This window comes from Bacillus sp. HMF5848 (assembly GCF_003944835.1).
Classification (GTDB): domain Bacteria; phylum Bacillota; class Bacilli; order Bacillales; family HMF5848; genus HMF5848.
The window spans coordinates 3,647,501-3,664,988 of sequence record NZ_RWIV01000001.1; the positions used below are offsets into that span (position 1 = coordinate 3,647,501).

A 17,488-nucleotide genomic window follows, 5' to 3' on the forward strand; every position below is an offset into this window, starting at 1 on the left:
CGTCATCCCCACCTTCCTCCGGTTTGTCACCGGCAGTCACCTTAGAGTGCCCAACTAAATGCTGGCAACTAAGATCAAGGGTTGCGCTCGTTGCGGGACTTAACCCAACATCTCACGACACGAGCTGACGACAACCATGCACCACCTGTCACCTATGTCCCCGAAGGGAAAACCCTATCTCTAGGGCGGGCATAGGGATGTCAAGACCTGGTAAGGTTCTTCGCGTTGCTTCGAATTAAACCACATGCTCCACCGCTTGTGCGGGCCCCCGTCAATTCCTTTGAGTTTCAGTCTTGCGACCGTACTCCCCAGGCGGAGTGCTTAATGCGTTTGCTGCAGCACTGAAGGGCGGAAACCCTCCAACACTTAGCACTCATCGTTTACGGCGTGGACTACCAGGGTATCTAATCCTGTTCGCTCCCCACGCTTTCGCGCCTCAGCGTCAGTTACAGACCAGAGAGTCGCCTTCGCCACTGGTGTTCCTCCACATATCTACGCATTTCACCGCTACACGTGGAATTCCACTCTCCTCTTCTGCACTCAAGTCCTCCAGTTTCCAATGACCCTCCACGGTTGAGCCGTGGGCTTTCACATCAGACTTAAAGGACCGCCTGCGCGCGCTTTACGCCCAATAATTCCGGACAACGCTTGCCACCTACGTATTACCGCGGCTGCTGGCACGTAGTTAGCCGTGGCTTTCTCGTTAGGTACCGTCAAGGTACCGCCCTATTCGAACGGTACTTGTTCTTCCCTAACAACAGAGTTTTACGATCCGAAAACCTTCTTCACTCACGCGGCGTTGCTCCATCAGACTTTCGTCCATTGTGGAAGATTCCCTACTGCTGCCTCCCGTAGGAGTCTGGGCCGTGTCTCAGTCCCAGTGTGGCCGATCACCCTCTCAGGTCGGCTACGCATCGTCGCCTTGGTGAGCCATTACCTCACCAACTAGCTAATGCGCCGCGGGCCCATCTATAAGTGATAGCTAAAAGCCATCTTTCAATTTATCTTCAGGCAAAGATAAATATTATCCGGTATTAGCTCCGGTTTCCCGAAGTTATCCCAGTCTCATAGGCAGGTTGCCCACGTGTTACTCACCCGTCCGCCGCTAACCACCGAAGTGGTTCGCTCGACTTGCATGTATTAGGCACGCCGCCAGCGTTCGTCCTGAGCCAGGATCAAACTCTCCGAAAAGAAGTTTGACTTGCTCAAATTTACATCTGGCAATTCTTTTTGCGACTTTTAAAGTCGCTTGTTTTGTTTCTATAATAGAAACGTTTTAGCGCTTGGTTTTGTTTAGTTTTCAAAGAGCAATTTGTTTTTGTCGTTCGTATGAAGCGACTTAATAATATTAACATGAGTCAGGTTTGTAAGTCAATATATTTTTTCAATATAATTTTAAGCTTCACATTTGCTGTTTCATGTCCGTTGTTTTTGTGACAACGAATACCATCATACCAACTATTGAGATTTAAGTCAACAAAAATCTAGCAGAAAAACTTCACAAGCTTTTCTGCTAGAACAAAGCTTATTTCTTATTTCTTCTTTTTTCGTTTTGCTTTAGGAGCGTTATCATAAAACTTTTTCTTTTTCTTCTTATCAGGCTTTCGTCCCTTACCAGACTTATCCTCACGTTCTTTTCCTTTAGGCGCATCCTTAGACTTGCGTCCTTTTCCCCCTTGAATAATTCGCGGAGTTTCTTTAGCAAGAGGACGTCTACTTCCTTTCATACCAACGACTTCAAAGTCAATGGATCTTTCATCCTTGTTTACATTCACGACTCGAACAGTTATTTCATCACCGATACGGAATACGTTTCCTGTTCTTTCACCAATCATAGCAAGATTACGTTCATCATAGCGATAATAATCATCCGTTAAGTAACTAACATGAACAAGACCTTCTATTGTATTTGGAAGCTCTACGAACATACCGAAATTTGTTACAGAGCTAATAATCCCTTCATATTCCTCGCCCACTTTATCTTCCATAAACTCTGCTTTTTTAAGATCATCTGTTTCTCGTTCCGCATCGACAGCACGACGTTCCATATTAGAAGTATGCTCTGCAATATCAGGTATTTTCTCATTCCACAAAGCACGCGTTGTTTCATCTACTTTACCTTCTATTAAATACGTACGTATCAGTCTGTGAACAATTAAGTCAGGATAACGTCGAATCGGAGAAGTAAAATGTGTATAAAAGTCAGTTGATAACCCAAAGTGACCTAAGCTTTCTTCAAAATATTTTGCTTGTTTCATGGAACGAAGCATAACAGTCGACACAACAGTCTCTTCAGGTTTTCCATTAACAGCTTCTAAAATCTCTTGAAGTGCCCTAGGGTGAATGGAGTTGCCTGTGCCTCTCACAACATACCCGAAATTAGTAATGAACTCCAAGAAACGTCTTAGCTTATCAGGATTGGGATCTTCATGTATACGATAAATAAAAGGAACATTCAACCAATGAAAATGCTCCGCTATCGTTTCATTTGCTAAAAGCATAAATTCTTCTATTAGCCTCTCTGCTATCGAGCGTTCGCGAATAACTACATCAGTTGGCTTTCCTTCATTATCTACTAACACCTTTGCTTCTTTAAAATCAAAATCTATAGCACCGCGTCCAAATCTCTTTTCTCGAAGTAAACTAGCTAGTTGTTCCATTTGCTCAAACATTGGCACTAGTGAGTTATAACGCTTACGAGTTTCTTCGTCTTTATCAACTAAAATGCGGTTTACATCATGATATGTCATTCTTTCAGTTGTTTTTATTACACTTTGAAAAATTTCATGAGAAACAACTTCCCCTTTATCATTGACCTCCATCTCACATGATAGTGTTAATCGGTCAACTTTTGGGTTTAATGAACAAATCCCATTTGATAAGCGGTGTGGAATCATCGGTATTACACGGTCTACTAGATATACGCTTGTACCACGTTCGTACGCCTCTTTGTCAATTGGTGAACCTTCCGTTACATAATGACTCACATCTGCAATGTGCACCCCAAGTTTGTAATGGCCGTTTTCTAACTTTTCGACAGTAACGGCATCATCAAGATCCTTCGCATCCGCACCATCAATTGTCACAATAACTTCATCTCGTAAATCACGTCGATTCACAATTTCATCTTCTGCTATAACGTCAGGTGTATCGTTTGCTTGTTCAACTACATCATTTGGAAAGTCTTGCGGTAACCCATGCTTATGAATAATAGAGATGATATCGACACCAGGGTCATTCTTGTGTCCTAGTATTTTGATAACTTCCCCTTCTGCGCTCATCTTACCTTCAGGGTAATTTGTTATTCTAACAACAACCTTATGTCCTTCTACTGCGCCCCCAGATGCTTGCTTAGGAATAAAGATATCATTTACGATTTTTTTATCATCAGGAATAACAAAGCCAAAACTCCGACTTTCCACATACGTTCCGACAGTTTCAGTTACACCTCGTTCTACGATGCGAACTATTGTACCTTCCTTACGAGTTCCAGATGACTCTGAGCTCACCCTGACTAGCACAGTATCACCATGCATTGCATTGTTCATTTCCGTTGGCGGTATAAACACATCATCAGAATCTTTGTCATCAGGAATAACAAAAGCAAAACCTTTGGCATGTGCCGTTACCTTACCACGAATTAGGTTCATTTTTTCAGGAAGTCCATAACGATTGCTTCGCGTACGAACAACTAACCCCTTTTCTTCCATAATAACAAGTGCCTTAACAAACTCTTTAAATGTTGCTGAGTCTTCTATACCAAAAACCTCTTCTAGCTCTTGTACGGTTAGCGGCTTATACGCCTCTTCTCGCATAAATTCTAACAGTTTGTCTATGTGATGCTGTAATTCTTCACTCATTGTATCCCTCCTCACCAATCTAGTAATTCTAAAAATTCAAATACGTCTTCATGTAGCTGATCTCTCTCACTATCAAATGTAATAGCATGACCTGATTCTTCGTACCATTTCAGTTTCTTAAATGTCGTATCAACACCATCATAAATGATATCGGCGCTTTCAATGTCAATCATATGATCATGTCTCCCTTGAGCGACAAATGTCGGCACTTGAATCTCATCTATGTGATCGCGCACATCATCTATTAGCAGTTCTAAGTTATGTAACGTAGTTAATGGAGAAGCCTTTAAGGATAGCATCTCATCTTCAATTTGGTCGGATGATTTTCCTTCGTGCTTTTTGTATTCTCTTGCATATGACATAAATCCTTGAATCATCGCTTCTTCACTTTTTAAATACATGGGCGCACACATCGGTACAATACCGTTTATACGTTCAGTGTATCCCAATTTTAAAGAAAATACCCCACCTAACGACAATCCTACTGCTGCAATGCTCTTGTGACCTCGTTGTTTTAAAAATTCATAAGCCGCCTGAACATCCTCCCACCATTCTTCCGGTCCAAAGGAGAGAATATCTTCGGCAGAACTACCGTGCCCTCTATAAATAGGAGCATGACACGTATACCCTTTGTTATGTAAAAAACGTGCAAGCATGCGAACGTCGGCTGAATGCCCCGTAAAGCCATGTAATAATAGTACCGCTCTTTCGCCACCTTCAAACGTAAAAGGTTGTGGTTTTGCTATTTTCATTATGTATGTTCACCTCTAATGTAGTATGTTCTATATTTAGTAAAACATTATTGCACGTAGTCTGCAAAAGAATTGATTTTTTAGCTAGACATAACAATACATTTATCTCTCCTATGTCCCGATTTGACGTTTCTCATTGTGTTTTGATTTCTGTTTCGAGCTTCTTCACACCATTTTATGTTGATTCTGCGCGTTCCTAAACATAGCTACATAAATAAAGGCACAACTATGTATTTCAACAAATAAAAAGAGGACCTGCCATGCAGATCCCCAACGTTCATTTATATGATGGTTTATACTCCAAAATAAGCTAAAAGAATCGTTAGAACAAAGAACGATACAGCTAAAACAACTGTAATACGTTGTAATACAGCGTCCAAACCACGTGCTTTTTGCTTACCGAATAACTGCTCTGCACCACCTGAAATAGCTCCAGATAATCCAGCACTTTTACCAGATTGTAAAAGTACAACAGCAATAAGACCTAGTGAAACAATTACTAATAATGTTACGATAACTGCATGCATGAAACCACACCTCCTGAAAAGCGCACATTACGATACAATAACCATACCATAAATATAAATAATATACAATATGAATCAATTTTCGAGATTTTTTTTACATATTATTTAAGGAGTGTTACTTTCCTCTTTAAACGAATCAACACATGTATTTTATCCTCGGTTGATTTCTTACTATAACTAGAGCATTGACTTTACATAACGATAATGACTGATACGTTAATGTCTAAAACTTTTACACTGTCTGCTTTTGGTCAACTACTAAATTAAGGCAGAATATATAGTAAAAACGCTAAGCACGAGTGCTTAGCGCTAAAAATTCATTTTATTACTTCTTTAAGTTATAGAATGCTGTGAAGCCAGGGTAGATAGCTGTATCAGCTAATTGATCTTCGATGCGTAGTAACTGGTTGTACTTAGCAACGCGATCTGTACGAGAAGGAGCACCTGTTTTAATTTGACCAGCGTTAGTTGCAACAGCGATGTCAGCGATTGTGCTGTCTTCTGTTTCACCAGAGCGGTGAGAGATAACAGCTGTGTAACCAGCACGCTTAGCCATTTCAATTGCATCAAAAGTTTCAGTTAATGTACCGATTTGGTTAACTTTGATTAAGATTGAGTTACCAATTTTACGCTCGATACCTTCAGCTAACTTTTTAGTATTTGTAACGAATAAGTCGTCACCAACTAATTGTACTTTTCCACCGATACGCTCTGTTAAAAGCTTGAAGCCTTCCCAGTCGTTTTCGTCTAAACCATCTTCAATAGAGATGATTGGATATTTGCTAGCCATTTCCTCGTAGAAGTTTACCATTTCTTCAGAAGTGTAAACTACGCCTTCACCTTTAAGGTGGTACTTACCGTCTTCTTTGTTATAGAACTCAGAAGCAGCAGCATCCATAGCTAACATTACTTGCTCACCTGGCTTGTAACCAGCTTTTTCGATTGCTTCGATGATTGTTTGAAGTGCTTCTTCGTTTGATCCTAAGTTAGGAGCGAAACCACCCTCGTCACCTACAGCAGTGTTTAATCCTTTTGCACTTAATACACCTTTAAGTGCGTGGAAAATTTCAGCACCCATACGTAATGCTTCACGGAACGTGCTAGCACCTACTGGCATAACCATGAATTCTTGAATATCAACGTTGTTATCAGCATGCTCTCCACCGTTAATGATGTTCATCATTGGTACTGGAAGAGTTTTTGAGTTGAAACCACCAAGGTACTCATATAAAGACACATTTAAGTAATCAGCAGCAGCACGAGCAGCAGCCATAGAAACACCTAGAATAGCGTTAGCACCTAATTTACCTTTGTTTTCTGTACCATCAAGCTCGATAAGCGCTCTGTCGATTCCAACTTGATCACGAACGTCAAAGCCTACTAGCTCAGGAGCGATTTTTTCATTTACGTTTTCAACAGCTTTTAAAACACCTTTACCTAAGTAGCGGCTCTTGTCACCATCACGTAATTCAACAGCTTCGTATTCACCAGTTGAAGCTCCACTTGGTACTAATGCGCGACCAAACGCACCTGATTCTGTAATTACTTCTACTTCTACAGTTGGGTTACCACGAGAGTCAAGGACTTCGCGAGCATAAACATCAATAATTGTTGGCATATAAATTCTCTCCTTTTATTTGTTAAGTAGTGTTTTTCCTGTCATTTCTTTAGGTTGCTCAACTTCGATTAAATCAAGCAGGGTTGGTGCTAAATCACCTAATTTTCCATCTTCACGCAATGATAAACCATCTTCCGTAATAATCACTGGAACCGGGCGTGTTGTATGAGCAGTGTGTGGAGTTCCTTCTGGAGTCGTCACTTCATCAGAATTCCCGTGGTCTGCAGTGATAATCGCAACACCACCCTTTGCATTAATAGCATCAACTATTTTGCCAAGGCATTCGTCTACAGTTTCAATCGCTTTAATAGTAGGCTCTAGCATACCAGAGTGCCCTACCATATCAGGATTAGCAAAGTTCAGTAAAATTACATCATGTTTATCAGCTTCGATTTCCTTCAATAGAGCTTCCGTCACTTCGTAAGCACTCATTTCAGGTTTTAAATCATACGTTGCCACTTTTGGTGAATCTATCAAAATTCTTTCTTCACCAGGGAATGGCTCCTCACGTCCGCCACTCATAAAGAAAGTGACGTGGGGATACTTTTCAGTTTCTGCAATACGCAATTGCTTAAGGTTATTTTGTGATAACACTTCGCCCAGTGTATTGTCTAAGTTCACAGGTTCAAAAGCTACATAGCCTTTAACCGTCTCACTAAAGTGTGTTAAGCATACAAACTCAAGATTTCTCGGATGATTTGGTCCGCGGTCAAATGAACGGAAATCTTCGTTTGTAAATGTATTTGAAATTTGAATCGCTCTGTCTGGACGGAAGTTATAAAAAATAACAGCATCTTCGTCCTTAATTGTAGCGACTGGTGAACCATCTTCTTTTACAATGACAGATGGTAAAACGAATTCATCATGGATACTATTGCCGTAAGAGTCTTCTACACATTCTAATGCATTAGAATATGTAGGGCCTTCGCCATATACCATCGCACGATATGCCTTTTCTACACGTTCCCAACGTTTGTCACGGTCCATAGAGTAATAACGACCCGAAATGGTAGCAATTTCTCCTACACCAAGTTCAGTCATTTTCTCTTGTAGCTCGGAGATGTATCCCTTTGCTGTTTGAGGTCCTACATCACGTCCATCTAAAAAGCCGTGAACATATACTTTTTCAACATCTTGTGCTTTTGCTAGCTTTAACAGAGCAAATAAATGCTGAATATGGCTGTGAACACCACCATCAGATAGTAAACCGAAAATGTGTAAAGCAGTGCCTTTGTCTTTTGCATGATTCATTGCTTTTAGGAAAGTTTCATTTTTTTCAAATTCACCTTCACGAATCGCAACATTCACACGGGTTAAGCTTTGATATACAATGCGGCCAGCTCCGATGTTTAAATGACCAACTTCAGAGTTCCCCATTTGTCCATCCGGAAGACCAACTGCCTCTCCACTCGCTTGAAGAGTAGCGTGAGGATATTGGTTCCAATAACGATCAAAGTTAGGTTTTTTTGCATGTGCAACTGCATTCCCGAATGTTTCATCGCGTAATGCAAAACCGTCTAAGATGATTAATGCAGCAGGTTTTTTACTCATATTATTTGCCTGCCTCCACTAGAGCCAAGAAAGAGTCAGCTTCAAGACTTGCGCCACCAACTAAAGCACCATCAATATCAGGCTGTGCCATGAATTCAGCAATATTACCTGGTTTTACGCTACCACCGTATTGGATACGAACAGCAGCTGCCACATCTTGTGAAAATTTCTCAGCAAGTACTTGACGAATATGCGCACATACTTCATTTGCATCTTCAGCAGAAGATGTTTTACCAGTACCGATTGCCCAGATTGGCTCGTATGCAATCACAACTTGCTTAAGTTGTTCTTCTGTTAAACCTTCAAGACCTTTTGCCACTTGGTCACCAACAAGTTCTTTTGTTTGACCAGCTTCACGTTGCTCTAACGTTTCACCGCAGCAAACGATTGGCGTCAAACCATGTTTGAATGCTGCAAGTGTCTTTTTATTTACTGTTTCGTCAGTTTCTGCAAACATTTCGCGACGCTCTGAGTGACCAAGAATTACGTAAGCTACACCCAGATCGCTAAGAGCTATTGGACTGATTTCACCAGTAAACGCACCACTTTCTTCAAAATGCATGTTTTGCGCACCGATTTTCACATCTGTTCCTTTTGTTTCAGAAACAAGACGCTCCAAAAATAATGCTGGCGCACAAACTACTGAATCAACAGCATCTGAAGAAGGTACACTATTTTTCACTTCCTGAACAAAGCTAACAGCTTCAGAAAGTGTTTTGTTCATTTTCCAGTTACCGGCAATGATTGGTTTTCTCATAAGGCACCATCCTTCCGAAAATTTTAAATCTAGTTATTATTTGTCATTTAAAGCTGCAACACCTGGAAGAACCTTACCTTCCATAAACTCTAGTGATGCACCGCCACCTGTAGAAATGTGATCCATTTTGTCTGCTAGGTTAAACTTCTCAACAGCTGCTGCAGAGTCTCCCCCACCAATGACAGAGTATGTATCTGTTGCTTCCGCTAAAGCTTTAGCGACTCCAATTGTACCGTTAGCGTAAGATTCCATTTCGAATACACCCATTGGGCCATTCCAAATAACTAACTTAGAGCTTTTAATAACATCTGCATAAATTTCTACTGATTTAGGCCCAAGATCAAGCGCTTGCCAGTCTGCAGGAATTTCATCTATATTAACAACTTTTTTATTAGCTTCGTTAGAAAAAGCATCGGCTACTACTGCGTCAACAGGCATTACGAAGTTAACACCTTTTTCTTTTGCTTTTGCCATAAATTCTTTCGCTAATTCAATCTTGTCTTCTTCTAAAAGTGATTGACCAATTTCATGTCCTTGTGCCTTTACAAACGTATAAGCAAGGCCACCACCGATGATTAAGTTGTCTACTTTTTCAAGTAAGTTATCAATTACACCGATTTTGTCCTTAACCTTTGCGCCACCAATAATAGCTGTGAAAGGACGTTCAGGATTTGATAAAGCTTTACCAAGCACTTCTAATTCTTTTTCCATTAAGAAGCCTGCCACAGCTGGAAGGTGTTCAGCGATTCCTGCCGTAGTAGCATGTGCACGGTGAGCTGCACCAAATGCATCATTAACATATACATCAGCTAACGCTGCGAATTGCTTTGCTAATTCTGGATCGTTTTTCTCTTCACCAGGATAGAAACGTACGTTTTCAAGTAATAAAACATCACCTTCAGCAAGCTTAGCGATTTCCGCTTCTACTTCTGGACCAAAAGCTTCGTCTGTTTTTACTACAGATTTACCTAAAAGTTCACTTAGGCGTGCAGCAACAGCTGTTAATCTCATATCTTCGTTAACTTTACCTTTTGGACGACCAAGATGGCTTGCTAATAAAACTTTTGCACCTTGCTCCATTAAATGTTGAATTGTTGGTAAAGCGGCACGAATACGAGTGTCATCAGAAACAGTACCATCTTGCATTGGTACGTTAAAGTCTACACGACAAAATACGCGTTTACCTTTTACATCAATATCACGAATAGATTTTTTATTCATGTGAATGCCTCCTAGCAAATTTGTACTGGCACCTAATTTATATGGAAGCACGAGAACCGTCCCCATGCTTCCATATAAAAAGGGAGAGGCTGAGCTGTTGATTTTAAAAGTTATCCATACTTAAAATCAAATTCCCCTCAACCTCTCACCTCATACGTTCAGAAATCTATATATTAAAGACCTTTTTGAGCGATATAATCTACAAGATCAACTACGCGGTGTGAATAACCACTTTCGTTGTCATACCAAGAAATAACTTTAACCATGTTGCCTTCCATAACCATTGTAGATAGAGCATCAATAGTTGAAGATGCTGGGCTACCATTGTAGTCACGAGATACTAATGGCTCTTCGCTGTAGTAAAGGATTCCTTTAAGGTCACCTTCAGCTGCTTCTTTGAATGCTGCGTTTAATTCTTCTGCTGTTACATCTTTGTCAAGCTCTGCAGTTAAGTCAACTAATGATACGTTTGGTGTTGGAACACGCATTGCACCACCGTTTAATTTCCCTTTTAACTCTGGTAATACTAGAGATACAGCTTTAGCAGCACCTGTAGTTGTTGGGATGATTGACTCTGCAGCTGCACGAGCACGACGGTAATCTTTATGTGGTAAATCTAAGATTTGTTGATCGTTTGTGTATGAGTGAACAGTTGTCATCATACCACGACGGATACCGAACTTATCGTTCATAACTTTAGCGAAAGGAGCTAAACAGTTAGTTGTACAAGATGCGTTTGAGATAACATGATGGTTTGCTGCATCGTAGTTCTCATGGTTAACACCCATAACGATTGTGATATCTTCTTCAGATGCTGGAGCAGAAATAACAACTTTCTTAGCGCCTGCTTCTAAATGTTTTGCTGCGTCTGCACGCTTTGTGAAAATACCAGTTGATTCAACAACCACTTCAATACCACGCTCACCCCATTTTAATGCTGCTGGGTCACGCTCAGCTGTAACTTCAATTGTCTTACCGTTAACAACTAGGTTGCTACCTTCTGCTCTAACATCAGCATCTAATGTACCATGTACTGAATCATACTTTAGAAGGTGTGCAAGCATGTTTGCATCTGTTAAATCGTTTACTGCTACTACATCTACGTTAGGATTGTTTAATGCTGCACGAAATACAACACGACCGATACGGCCAAACCCGTTAATACCAACTTTAACTGCCATTGAAAATTCCTCCTTAAATTTAACAAAAATTATATATGAAAGGGAATAAATCCCAAGTCAAACAAAAATACAAAACCTCTAAATAAGTCTTTTTTATTTAGTCCGTTGTTGTTACATTGCTGCTAATAGCTGTTTGGCAGCTCCTTCATCAGTAATGAGGTATGTGTCTGGAGCTTGCTTCATATATGCACGGATTGCTTTTGCTTTGGACGCTCCCCCGGCAATAGCTATTACATATTTAATGTTTTCTAAATCTGCTAACTGTATACCTATTGTTTGAACTTTATGGACAACTTTACCACTTTCGTCAAAATAGTAACCAAACGCTTCTGCAACAGCTTGTTTGTCTTTGATTATCTTCATAACATCATCAGCTGTTTTTCTTCGTTCGGCCATTGAGAAAGCTTCACCTATTCCATGTACGATCATTGTGGAATCACTAATTAACTGAAGCACATCCTTTACAGATGGAACCTGAATAATAGATTGATATGCCTCATTACTAAGCTGATCTGGAACATGTAGTAACTTGTATTGTCCGTTTGCTTGTTCAGCCATTTTTGCACAGATGGTATTAGCTTGAATCTCGACAATTTCACCAAGTGCGCCTCTTGCAGGTACAAATAGTAAATTCTTCAAATTGCTATCTGGCGTCATTTTATCAGCCACAGCCGCCATCGTAGTGCCACCTGTTACAGATACAATACTACTCGGTGGCGATAGTTTTTTCATCAATGCCACACAAGCGCGTCCCATCTCATGCTTGACCAAAACAGAGTCATCACTGTTACCGGGTACAACAATTACTTGCTTAAGCTGAAGCATCGCTTTAAGTCTAATCTCTAGTTGTTTTATACCCATTATTTCCTTCATTAAATCATCAAGTTCTCGTAAAACATGTCTACCTTCTCCAGTTAAACTCATACCAGCGGATTCAACGAGTAACAAGTGTTGGCTTTTTAGAAATTCTACTTCACCTCGCAGCACACGCTCACTAATACCAAGACTAGTTGCTAATGTCCTTCGTCCAATAGGTTGCATTAATCGGATATGCTGTAGGATTTGATACCGTTTTTGCATAACAGCTAGTAAATCGGGTAATAATTTTTTTTGTATGTCCAGGATAGCTTTCATATTACGTCCCCTTATGGCAGGTCGAGACACTTTTAAAAGTGTCAATCGTGTATGTACGGAGCCAATGATTTCTTATACGGGACTCAAGCTGTCCCTATACGACATATTATGTCCCACTAGGTTCAAAAAAAATCACCCAAGGACATTGTAACAAGGGTGATAGTGTTATGCAATAGGGTCACTATTTAAGAAAACGCTTACGTATGACATCTTTGTGAATAATCCCAAACTCAATCTCTTCTCCATCCATTACAATGACAGGGATTTTTATTTGATAAAGCTCTAACAAATGGTCATCTTTATAAATATCAATTTCTTCAATATCAAAAGAAAATTCCGTCTGTAAATCTTCAAGAATCGCTTTTGCTTTGTCACATAAGGAGCAATTTTCTTTTGAATACATAATTACTTTTTTCACAATCGGCACCTCAAACTTATGTTTTCTAATTTGCAATTATTTTTTAAAGCTCTGTTAAACTTTGTTGTTGATTTTCGCTACATTGCGCTTGCTTTCCGCGGGGTGGCCGTGAGCCTCCTCTGCGCTTTGCGCATGCGGGGTCTCACGCCTGCCACTACATCCCGCAGGAGTCTCGCGCATTTCGCTACTATCAACGATATTCAAAAATCAACACTCACCTTTAACAGAGTTATTTTTTAAAATTGTCTTCTCATATACGCTGCTGGTATACGTAAAGAATCACGATATTTGGCAATCGTACGCCTAGAAACAGTTATATCATATCGGTTCTTTAACTCTTTAACAAGATTAGCGTCGGACATTGGCTTTTGTTTATTTTCTTTTTCGATCAGTTGTGTTAATAAATGTTTAACCTGCTGTGATGATACGTCGTCTCTAAGTCCTGGAACAGCGTTTGAGAAAAATTTTCTTAATTCTATAGTGCCAAATGGCGTTTGCACATACTTTCCTCTTACAGTTCTACTAATTGTAGACTCGTGGACTCCTAGTTTATTTGCAACCATACTCATTGTAAGAGGTTTTAACCTCTCAAATCCTTCATCAATAAAATAGGGCTGTTGCTGTAAAATTTCAAGCATAACCGAGACCATCATTTCATGTCGCTGTTGTAAACTGTACGTTAACCAACGATAGCGCTTTACACAAGTTGAAACAAATTGCCTCGTATGAGTATCCTCTACTTGTTTATATTGCTCGTATAGCTCTTTATTCAAAGTAATTCGGGGTGTTAGCATATCATTCAAAGTGACATGTAGACCATCTTCTGCTTTTTCAATATACAAGTCAGGTATAATATAAGGGGATGCCGTTTCAAATTGCAGACCCGGCCTTGGATCTAACTTTTTAATGACATCATGAATATTTTGAATAACACTTAATTCAATGTTTAATCGCTTAGAAAGCTCATGCCATTGTTTTTTTACATATAAGTCAAAATATGTTGTTAAAAGCTCCTTCAGCGTAGGAACTAACAATTGTTTTCTTTGTAGCTGCAGCATTAAGCACTCATTTAATGTTCTAGCTCCTACACCTGCTGGCTCAAAGCTTTGCAAAGTAACAATAGCCTTACCTAATTCCTCTTCATTAACTCGCAAACGCTTACATAATTGTTTTTCGCTTGTTCGTAAATATCCATCTCGGTCCAACTCTTCAATTAAATACTCCACGATCTCTTTACAGACGTCATTGATATGCAAGTCATATAGTTGTTGACGCAGTTCGTCATATAATGATTGTGGCTTCGTCACGTAAGACTCCCAGTTCGAAGATGTTTTCCGATTATATATTTTGTAATCCTTCACGTCCATTAGTGGGTTTTCCAAAGCCTGTTTTTTTAAAAATTCTTGAAGTTCACCAGCTGTATATTGCAAAATCTCTATTGCCTGGGTTAGCTCCTTCGTTAGCCGCATTGTTTGTGATTGTTGTTGTACAAGTCCAGCCTTCAAGCCACCACCCCCTATTAGAGTTCTATCTTATCTTTTATTTTACTACATAGGGCATTGCTTTGGGGGAAGAAAAAATAAACAGTACTCACCATAATCGATAAGTCCTGTCATCTACTACATAAATTAATTGACTAAGCACTATTCCCGTATTTAAATGAAGTTTTTAAGATTTTACACAGCTTATTTTTGAGTCAACTAAAAACTGCGAAGAAACAGCCAACGGTATCCATCTTTCTAGTTTAGAAATGATTTTGCCAATTCCACTGCTTTGTCTTTATTATAGTTATTGTAAATACCTGCCCTTAGCCTTACAGGGTCTCCGAAGAAAAATCTTTCATATAATACTTGTCGACCTCCAAAAGCACTCATACAAGCATCCCATGCTAATCTAAAAATCTTTGTTCGCTCATGTGCATTACAGGAAGCTCCTTGTAAGTACTGTTCTAAATGAGGAGTAATATCTGATGAGAAGTTTTCTTCAGTAGGAATTGATATTAACCCACTAGCGCCTAACATTTGAAGTATCTCTATGCATCGAGGATATAGCTGTGAAAAGGTAGTTACGGCAACTAACAGAGGATTGGCATCTGGTATCATTGTTCCTCTATTATCCTGCCTTGCTGAAAGCTCTGAGCTAATGAGAAGTGCTTTTAATGTCTCTAACCCTGAAATGATTTCACAAAGTTTGTCTTGCACATGTTGATATCCACTAATATTAATCGATTCTATAATTAATTGCGCAGCTCCTAAAATAAATTCTATTTTTATAACTTGCCTTGCTACTGTTTGATGAAGTAAAAAAGTTGTTATATGTGTTTCCTGTTGAAAACTATATGCTATGCTGTAGTCCTTATATAAAAATACACGTTCCCAAGGTACGAGGACATTATCAAAAACAACAATAGCATCCATCTCTTCAAAACGTGATCCTAAAGGATGATCAAAGTTTGAAGAACGGTAAGCAAACGATTCACGACAAATAAATTTTAAGTTTTTCGTATTACTCGGTATAGAAAAGGCAAACAAGTACGCTTCCTCAATATTATTACCTCCTACAGGTAACACAAGTAATTCGTCTGTGATACCACCTTGTGTGACTAATAGTCTTGCTCCTTTAATAATAAGACCTTCTTCTGTCTCCTTTACAACACGTGCTGATATAGGTACATCGTTATCTTCGTAATATAGTAGAGATCGATTCACCTGGGGTGTCACAAAAGTGTGTGCTAGTGTTAAATCATTTTCTCTCACATGCTCGTAAAACTTTTTTAAGTTGTCCCCTCTACAGTGTGTATCCTGAAATACATCTGCTGCGGCGGCTAAAGCCATTATCCCTGTATTCATGTAATCTGGTGAACGTCCTAACATTCCCGCTGATGTTTTGGCCCATTTCTGGGTTGTTAATCTTCTTTTTTCTAAATCCTCTTTAGATGTAGGACGCAAATAAGAGCTACCCACTCTATCGCCCGTTAACGGAGATGTATATGTCATTAATTCAATGTTCTCTTTACTAACCTGTAAATCAAACAATTTTGCTTTGCTTTGAATAACCCCTTTAAAAGCTGAGTGCTCACAAATATCCCCTGTTATTTGCGTTCCATCAAACCATATTTCTGATTGCAGCTTCTTCAACCTTTCTAAAAAGGCTGCTCCATCTTTAGCTGGCACATTATCCCACCTCTCGAAAAACAAAACATACCAAATTTTATGTAGGTACAAGCTAAATAGTTTAGGTATGTATGAAAAACAGGCGAATAACCACAATGTGATGGAGAGGGGGGACAGGCTTGACTTTTATTTATGTATGTCAAAATATTTGTTAAAAGGGGCTGGGCTGTCCAAAAGCAAAGTGCTAGGCACCCATACTACAATATATAAAGTAGACGAATTGTCGGTTTTGCATATTGCATTAGAATGAAAGCCAGGCACTTGTTAGACAGCCCCATTAATAAAAAAAACCTTACTTGTCATTATTGCGTTTATTATTAGGTGTTAGCTCTTTCGAGAATTCAGTCAGTCCAGCAAGATTAACTCTTCTACCGATATCTCCAACATTAAAATTATTTTTTACTTTTTCAAGTGGACGGTTCACATTTTTATTTTTCCCTAAACCAACTAAAGCTGCACTTACTCCCAATCCTATTATGGAGCCTAACATCCATCCTCTACCATTTCTTCTTTTTTTACGAAACATGTTAAACGAGTTTCTTCCTCCCATTTTAAACAGTGAAGACATCATGTTATTCATTTTTAACCCACCTTACTTTATTTTAGAAAGTACTATAAACCTTTACTTTCGGAATATAATTTTTGCTTAACATCAACTATCTATCCTTTCAATATTTTGGTTACGCGCAAATTTGAGGTTAATTTTTTAGTCATTAAATCGGATTTTACATTGGAATTTACATTGCAATAAAATTCCTTTCAAATAAAAAATATCCATAAATAAAACCTATTTATTAGGCTACTATAAAGGTGTAATTTTACACTATACGAAGGAGTGATTAATGTGCCACAACAGCAAATTGATGTGAACCAACTTAGTCAAGCAAAAGGAAGTATTGCTTTAACGAAAGAACTATTAACACAAGCAATTGAGAAAGCGACATCTGACCAAGCAATGGCTCAAGAAGCTATTAAACAGGCGGCAACAGAAATTGCACAAGCTCAAACAGCTGTAAGTCAAGTTCAAAGCGCTCTGATGACACAGCAAAGCCAACAATCTGATTAAAAGTAGAAAAGCGCAAGGCGCCCGTCTAACGGCGACAAGCACAAGACAAGCGCCGGCGGAAGTCCTGACTTTCAGAGGCGATTGGCTTGTGACCGAGGGAAAATTGATTTGTATTTTTCCCTCGAGCCGTTCGCGCCTGAAGCTAGACACTAGTCTAGGTAAAAAGTTTATACTTTCCTATACGTTAAGAAAAGCTCAAGCGCCTTGCTCAGCTCGACCAACTTAAGACG

General features: G+C 39.4%; 14 protein-coding genes and 1 rRNA gene (1 of these 15 only partly in view). 1 reads left to right on the forward strand and 14 read right to left on the reverse strand.

Going from position 1 to position 17,488, the window contains the following annotated elements; genetic code table 11:
* The 14 genes from EJF36_RS17580 to EJF36_RS17645 all read right to left on the reverse strand — a co-directional run.
* Positions 1 to 1,191: ribosomal RNA gene (locus EJF36_RS17580) — 16S ribosomal RNA — on the reverse strand (it extends 349 nt beyond the left edge of the window).
* Between the two features lie 341 nt (positions 1,192 to 1,532).
* Entirely contained in the window at positions 1,533 to 3,860 is a 2,328-nt protein-coding gene (gene rnr, locus EJF36_RS17585; protein ID WP_125907542.1) for a ribonuclease R, read from the reverse strand.
* Positions 3,861 to 3,871: 11 nt separating this feature from the next.
* Positions 3,872 to 4,615, reverse strand: a complete 744-nt coding sequence (locus EJF36_RS17590) for an alpha/beta hydrolase (protein WP_312028286.1) — start codon at positions 4,613 to 4,615, stop codon at positions 3,872 to 3,874.
* 290 nt (positions 4,616 to 4,905) lie between these two features.
* Positions 4,906 to 5,139, reverse strand: coding sequence for a preprotein translocase subunit SecG (secG, locus tag EJF36_RS17595; RefSeq protein WP_125907544.1), 234 nt, complete (start codon positions 5,137 to 5,139; stop codon positions 4,906 to 4,908).
* Between the two features lie 325 nt (positions 5,140 to 5,464).
* Positions 5,465 to 6,757 carry a phosphopyruvate hydratase gene (gene eno, locus EJF36_RS17600; RefSeq protein ID WP_125907545.1) on the reverse strand — a complete coding sequence of 431 codons (1,293 nt, stop codon included), beginning with the start codon at positions 6,755 to 6,757 and terminating at the stop codon, positions 5,465 to 5,467.
* A gap of 15 nt (positions 6,758 to 6,772) precedes the next feature.
* On the reverse strand, positions 6,773 to 8,308 hold the full coding sequence (gene gpmI, locus EJF36_RS17605; protein WP_125907546.1) for a 2,3-bisphosphoglycerate-independent phosphoglycerate mutase: 1,536 nt from the start codon (positions 8,306 to 8,308) through the stop codon (positions 6,773 to 6,775).
* Position 8,309: 1 nt separating this feature from the next.
* On the reverse strand, positions 8,310 to 9,065 hold the full coding sequence (gene tpiA / locus EJF36_RS17610; protein ID WP_125907547.1) for a triose-phosphate isomerase: 756 nt from the start codon (positions 9,063 to 9,065) through the stop codon (positions 8,310 to 8,312).
* A gap of 36 nt (positions 9,066 to 9,101) precedes the next feature.
* Positions 9,102 to 10,286 (reverse strand): phosphoglycerate kinase, encoded by a 1,185-nt coding sequence (locus EJF36_RS17615; protein WP_125907548.1) that lies wholly within the window; start codon positions 10,284 to 10,286, stop codon positions 9,102 to 9,104.
* A gap of 173 nt (positions 10,287 to 10,459) precedes the next feature.
* Positions 10,460 to 11,467, reverse strand: a complete 1,008-nt coding sequence (gene gap, locus EJF36_RS17620) for a type I glyceraldehyde-3-phosphate dehydrogenase (RefSeq protein ID WP_125907549.1) — start codon at positions 11,465 to 11,467, stop codon at positions 10,460 to 10,462.
* Positions 11,468 to 11,578: 111 nt separating this feature from the next.
* A complete protein-coding gene (locus EJF36_RS17625) occupies positions 11,579 to 12,601 on the reverse strand; it encodes a sugar-binding transcriptional regulator (RefSeq protein WP_125907550.1) in 1,023 nt (340 codons plus the stop codon).
* Positions 12,602 to 12,782: 181 nt separating this feature from the next.
* The gene (locus EJF36_RS17630) at positions 12,783 to 13,004 is read right to left on the reverse strand and encodes a glutaredoxin family protein (protein WP_125908441.1); all 222 of its coding nucleotides are present in this window, start codon (positions 13,002 to 13,004) and stop codon (positions 12,783 to 12,785) included.
* 251 nt (positions 13,005 to 13,255) lie between these two features.
* Positions 13,256 to 14,524 carry an RNA polymerase factor sigma-54 gene (gene rpoN, locus EJF36_RS17635; RefSeq protein ID WP_125907551.1) on the reverse strand — a complete coding sequence of 423 codons (1,269 nt, stop codon included), beginning with the start codon at positions 14,522 to 14,524 and terminating at the stop codon, positions 13,256 to 13,258.
* A 234-nt stretch (positions 14,525 to 14,758) separates the two neighbouring features.
* Positions 14,759 to 16,192, reverse strand: coding sequence for a 4-hydroxyphenylacetate 3-monooxygenase, oxygenase component (hpaB, locus tag EJF36_RS17640; RefSeq protein ID WP_125907552.1), 1,434 nt, complete (start codon positions 16,190 to 16,192; stop codon positions 14,759 to 14,761).
* 292 nt (positions 16,193 to 16,484) lie between these two features.
* Positions 16,485 to 16,772 (reverse strand): hypothetical protein, encoded by a 288-nt coding sequence (locus tag EJF36_RS17645; RefSeq protein WP_125907553.1) that lies wholly within the window; start codon positions 16,770 to 16,772, stop codon positions 16,485 to 16,487.
* A 264-nt stretch (positions 16,773 to 17,036) separates the two neighbouring features.
* Between EJF36_RS17645 and EJF36_RS17650 the strand changes: the two genes are divergently transcribed.
* The gene (locus tag EJF36_RS17650; RefSeq protein ID WP_125907554.1) at positions 17,037 to 17,258 is read left to right on the forward strand and encodes a hypothetical protein; all 222 of its coding nucleotides are present in this window, start codon (positions 17,037 to 17,039) and stop codon (positions 17,256 to 17,258) included.
* The last annotated feature ends 230 nt before the right edge of the window (positions 17,259 to 17,488 follow it).

What these genes read in the sequence shown, in the direction of transcription:
- eno (WP_125907545.1), bottom strand. Translation starts at nt 6,757, where the DNA reads ATGCCAACAATTATTGATGTTTATGCTCGCGAAGTCCTTGACTCTCGT.
- gap (WP_125907549.1), bottom strand. Translation starts at nt 11,467, where the DNA reads ATGGCAGTTAAAGTTGGTATTAACGGGTTTGGCCGTATCGGTCGTGTT.
- EJF36_RS17645 (WP_125907553.1), bottom strand. Translation starts at nt 16,772, where the DNA reads ATGAATAACATGATGTCTTCACTGTTTAAAATGGGAGGAAGAAACTCG.
- gpmI (WP_125907546.1), bottom strand. Translation starts at nt 8,308, where the DNA reads ATGAGTAAAAAACCTGCTGCATTAATCATCTTAGACGGTTTTGCATTA.
- rnr (WP_125907542.1), bottom strand. Translation starts at nt 3,860, where the DNA reads ATGAGTGAAGAATTACAGCATCACATAGACAAACTGTTAGAATTTATG.
- secG (WP_125907544.1), bottom strand. Translation starts at nt 5,139, where the DNA reads ATGCATGCAGTTATCGTAACATTATTAGTAATTGTTTCACTAGGTCTT.
- EJF36_RS17625 (WP_125907550.1), bottom strand. Translation starts at nt 12,601, where the DNA reads ATGAAAGCTATCCTGGACATACAAAAAAAATTATTACCCGATTTACTA.
- EJF36_RS17630 (WP_125908441.1), bottom strand. Translation starts at nt 13,004, where the DNA reads ATGTATTCAAAAGAAAATTGCTCCTTATGTGACAAAGCAAAAGCGATT.
- EJF36_RS17615 (WP_125907548.1), bottom strand. Translation starts at nt 10,286, where the DNA reads ATGAATAAAAAATCTATTCGTGATATTGATGTAAAAGGTAAACGCGTA.
- tpiA (WP_125907547.1), bottom strand. Translation starts at nt 9,065, where the DNA reads ATGAGAAAACCAATCATTGCCGGTAACTGGAAAATGAACAAAACACTT.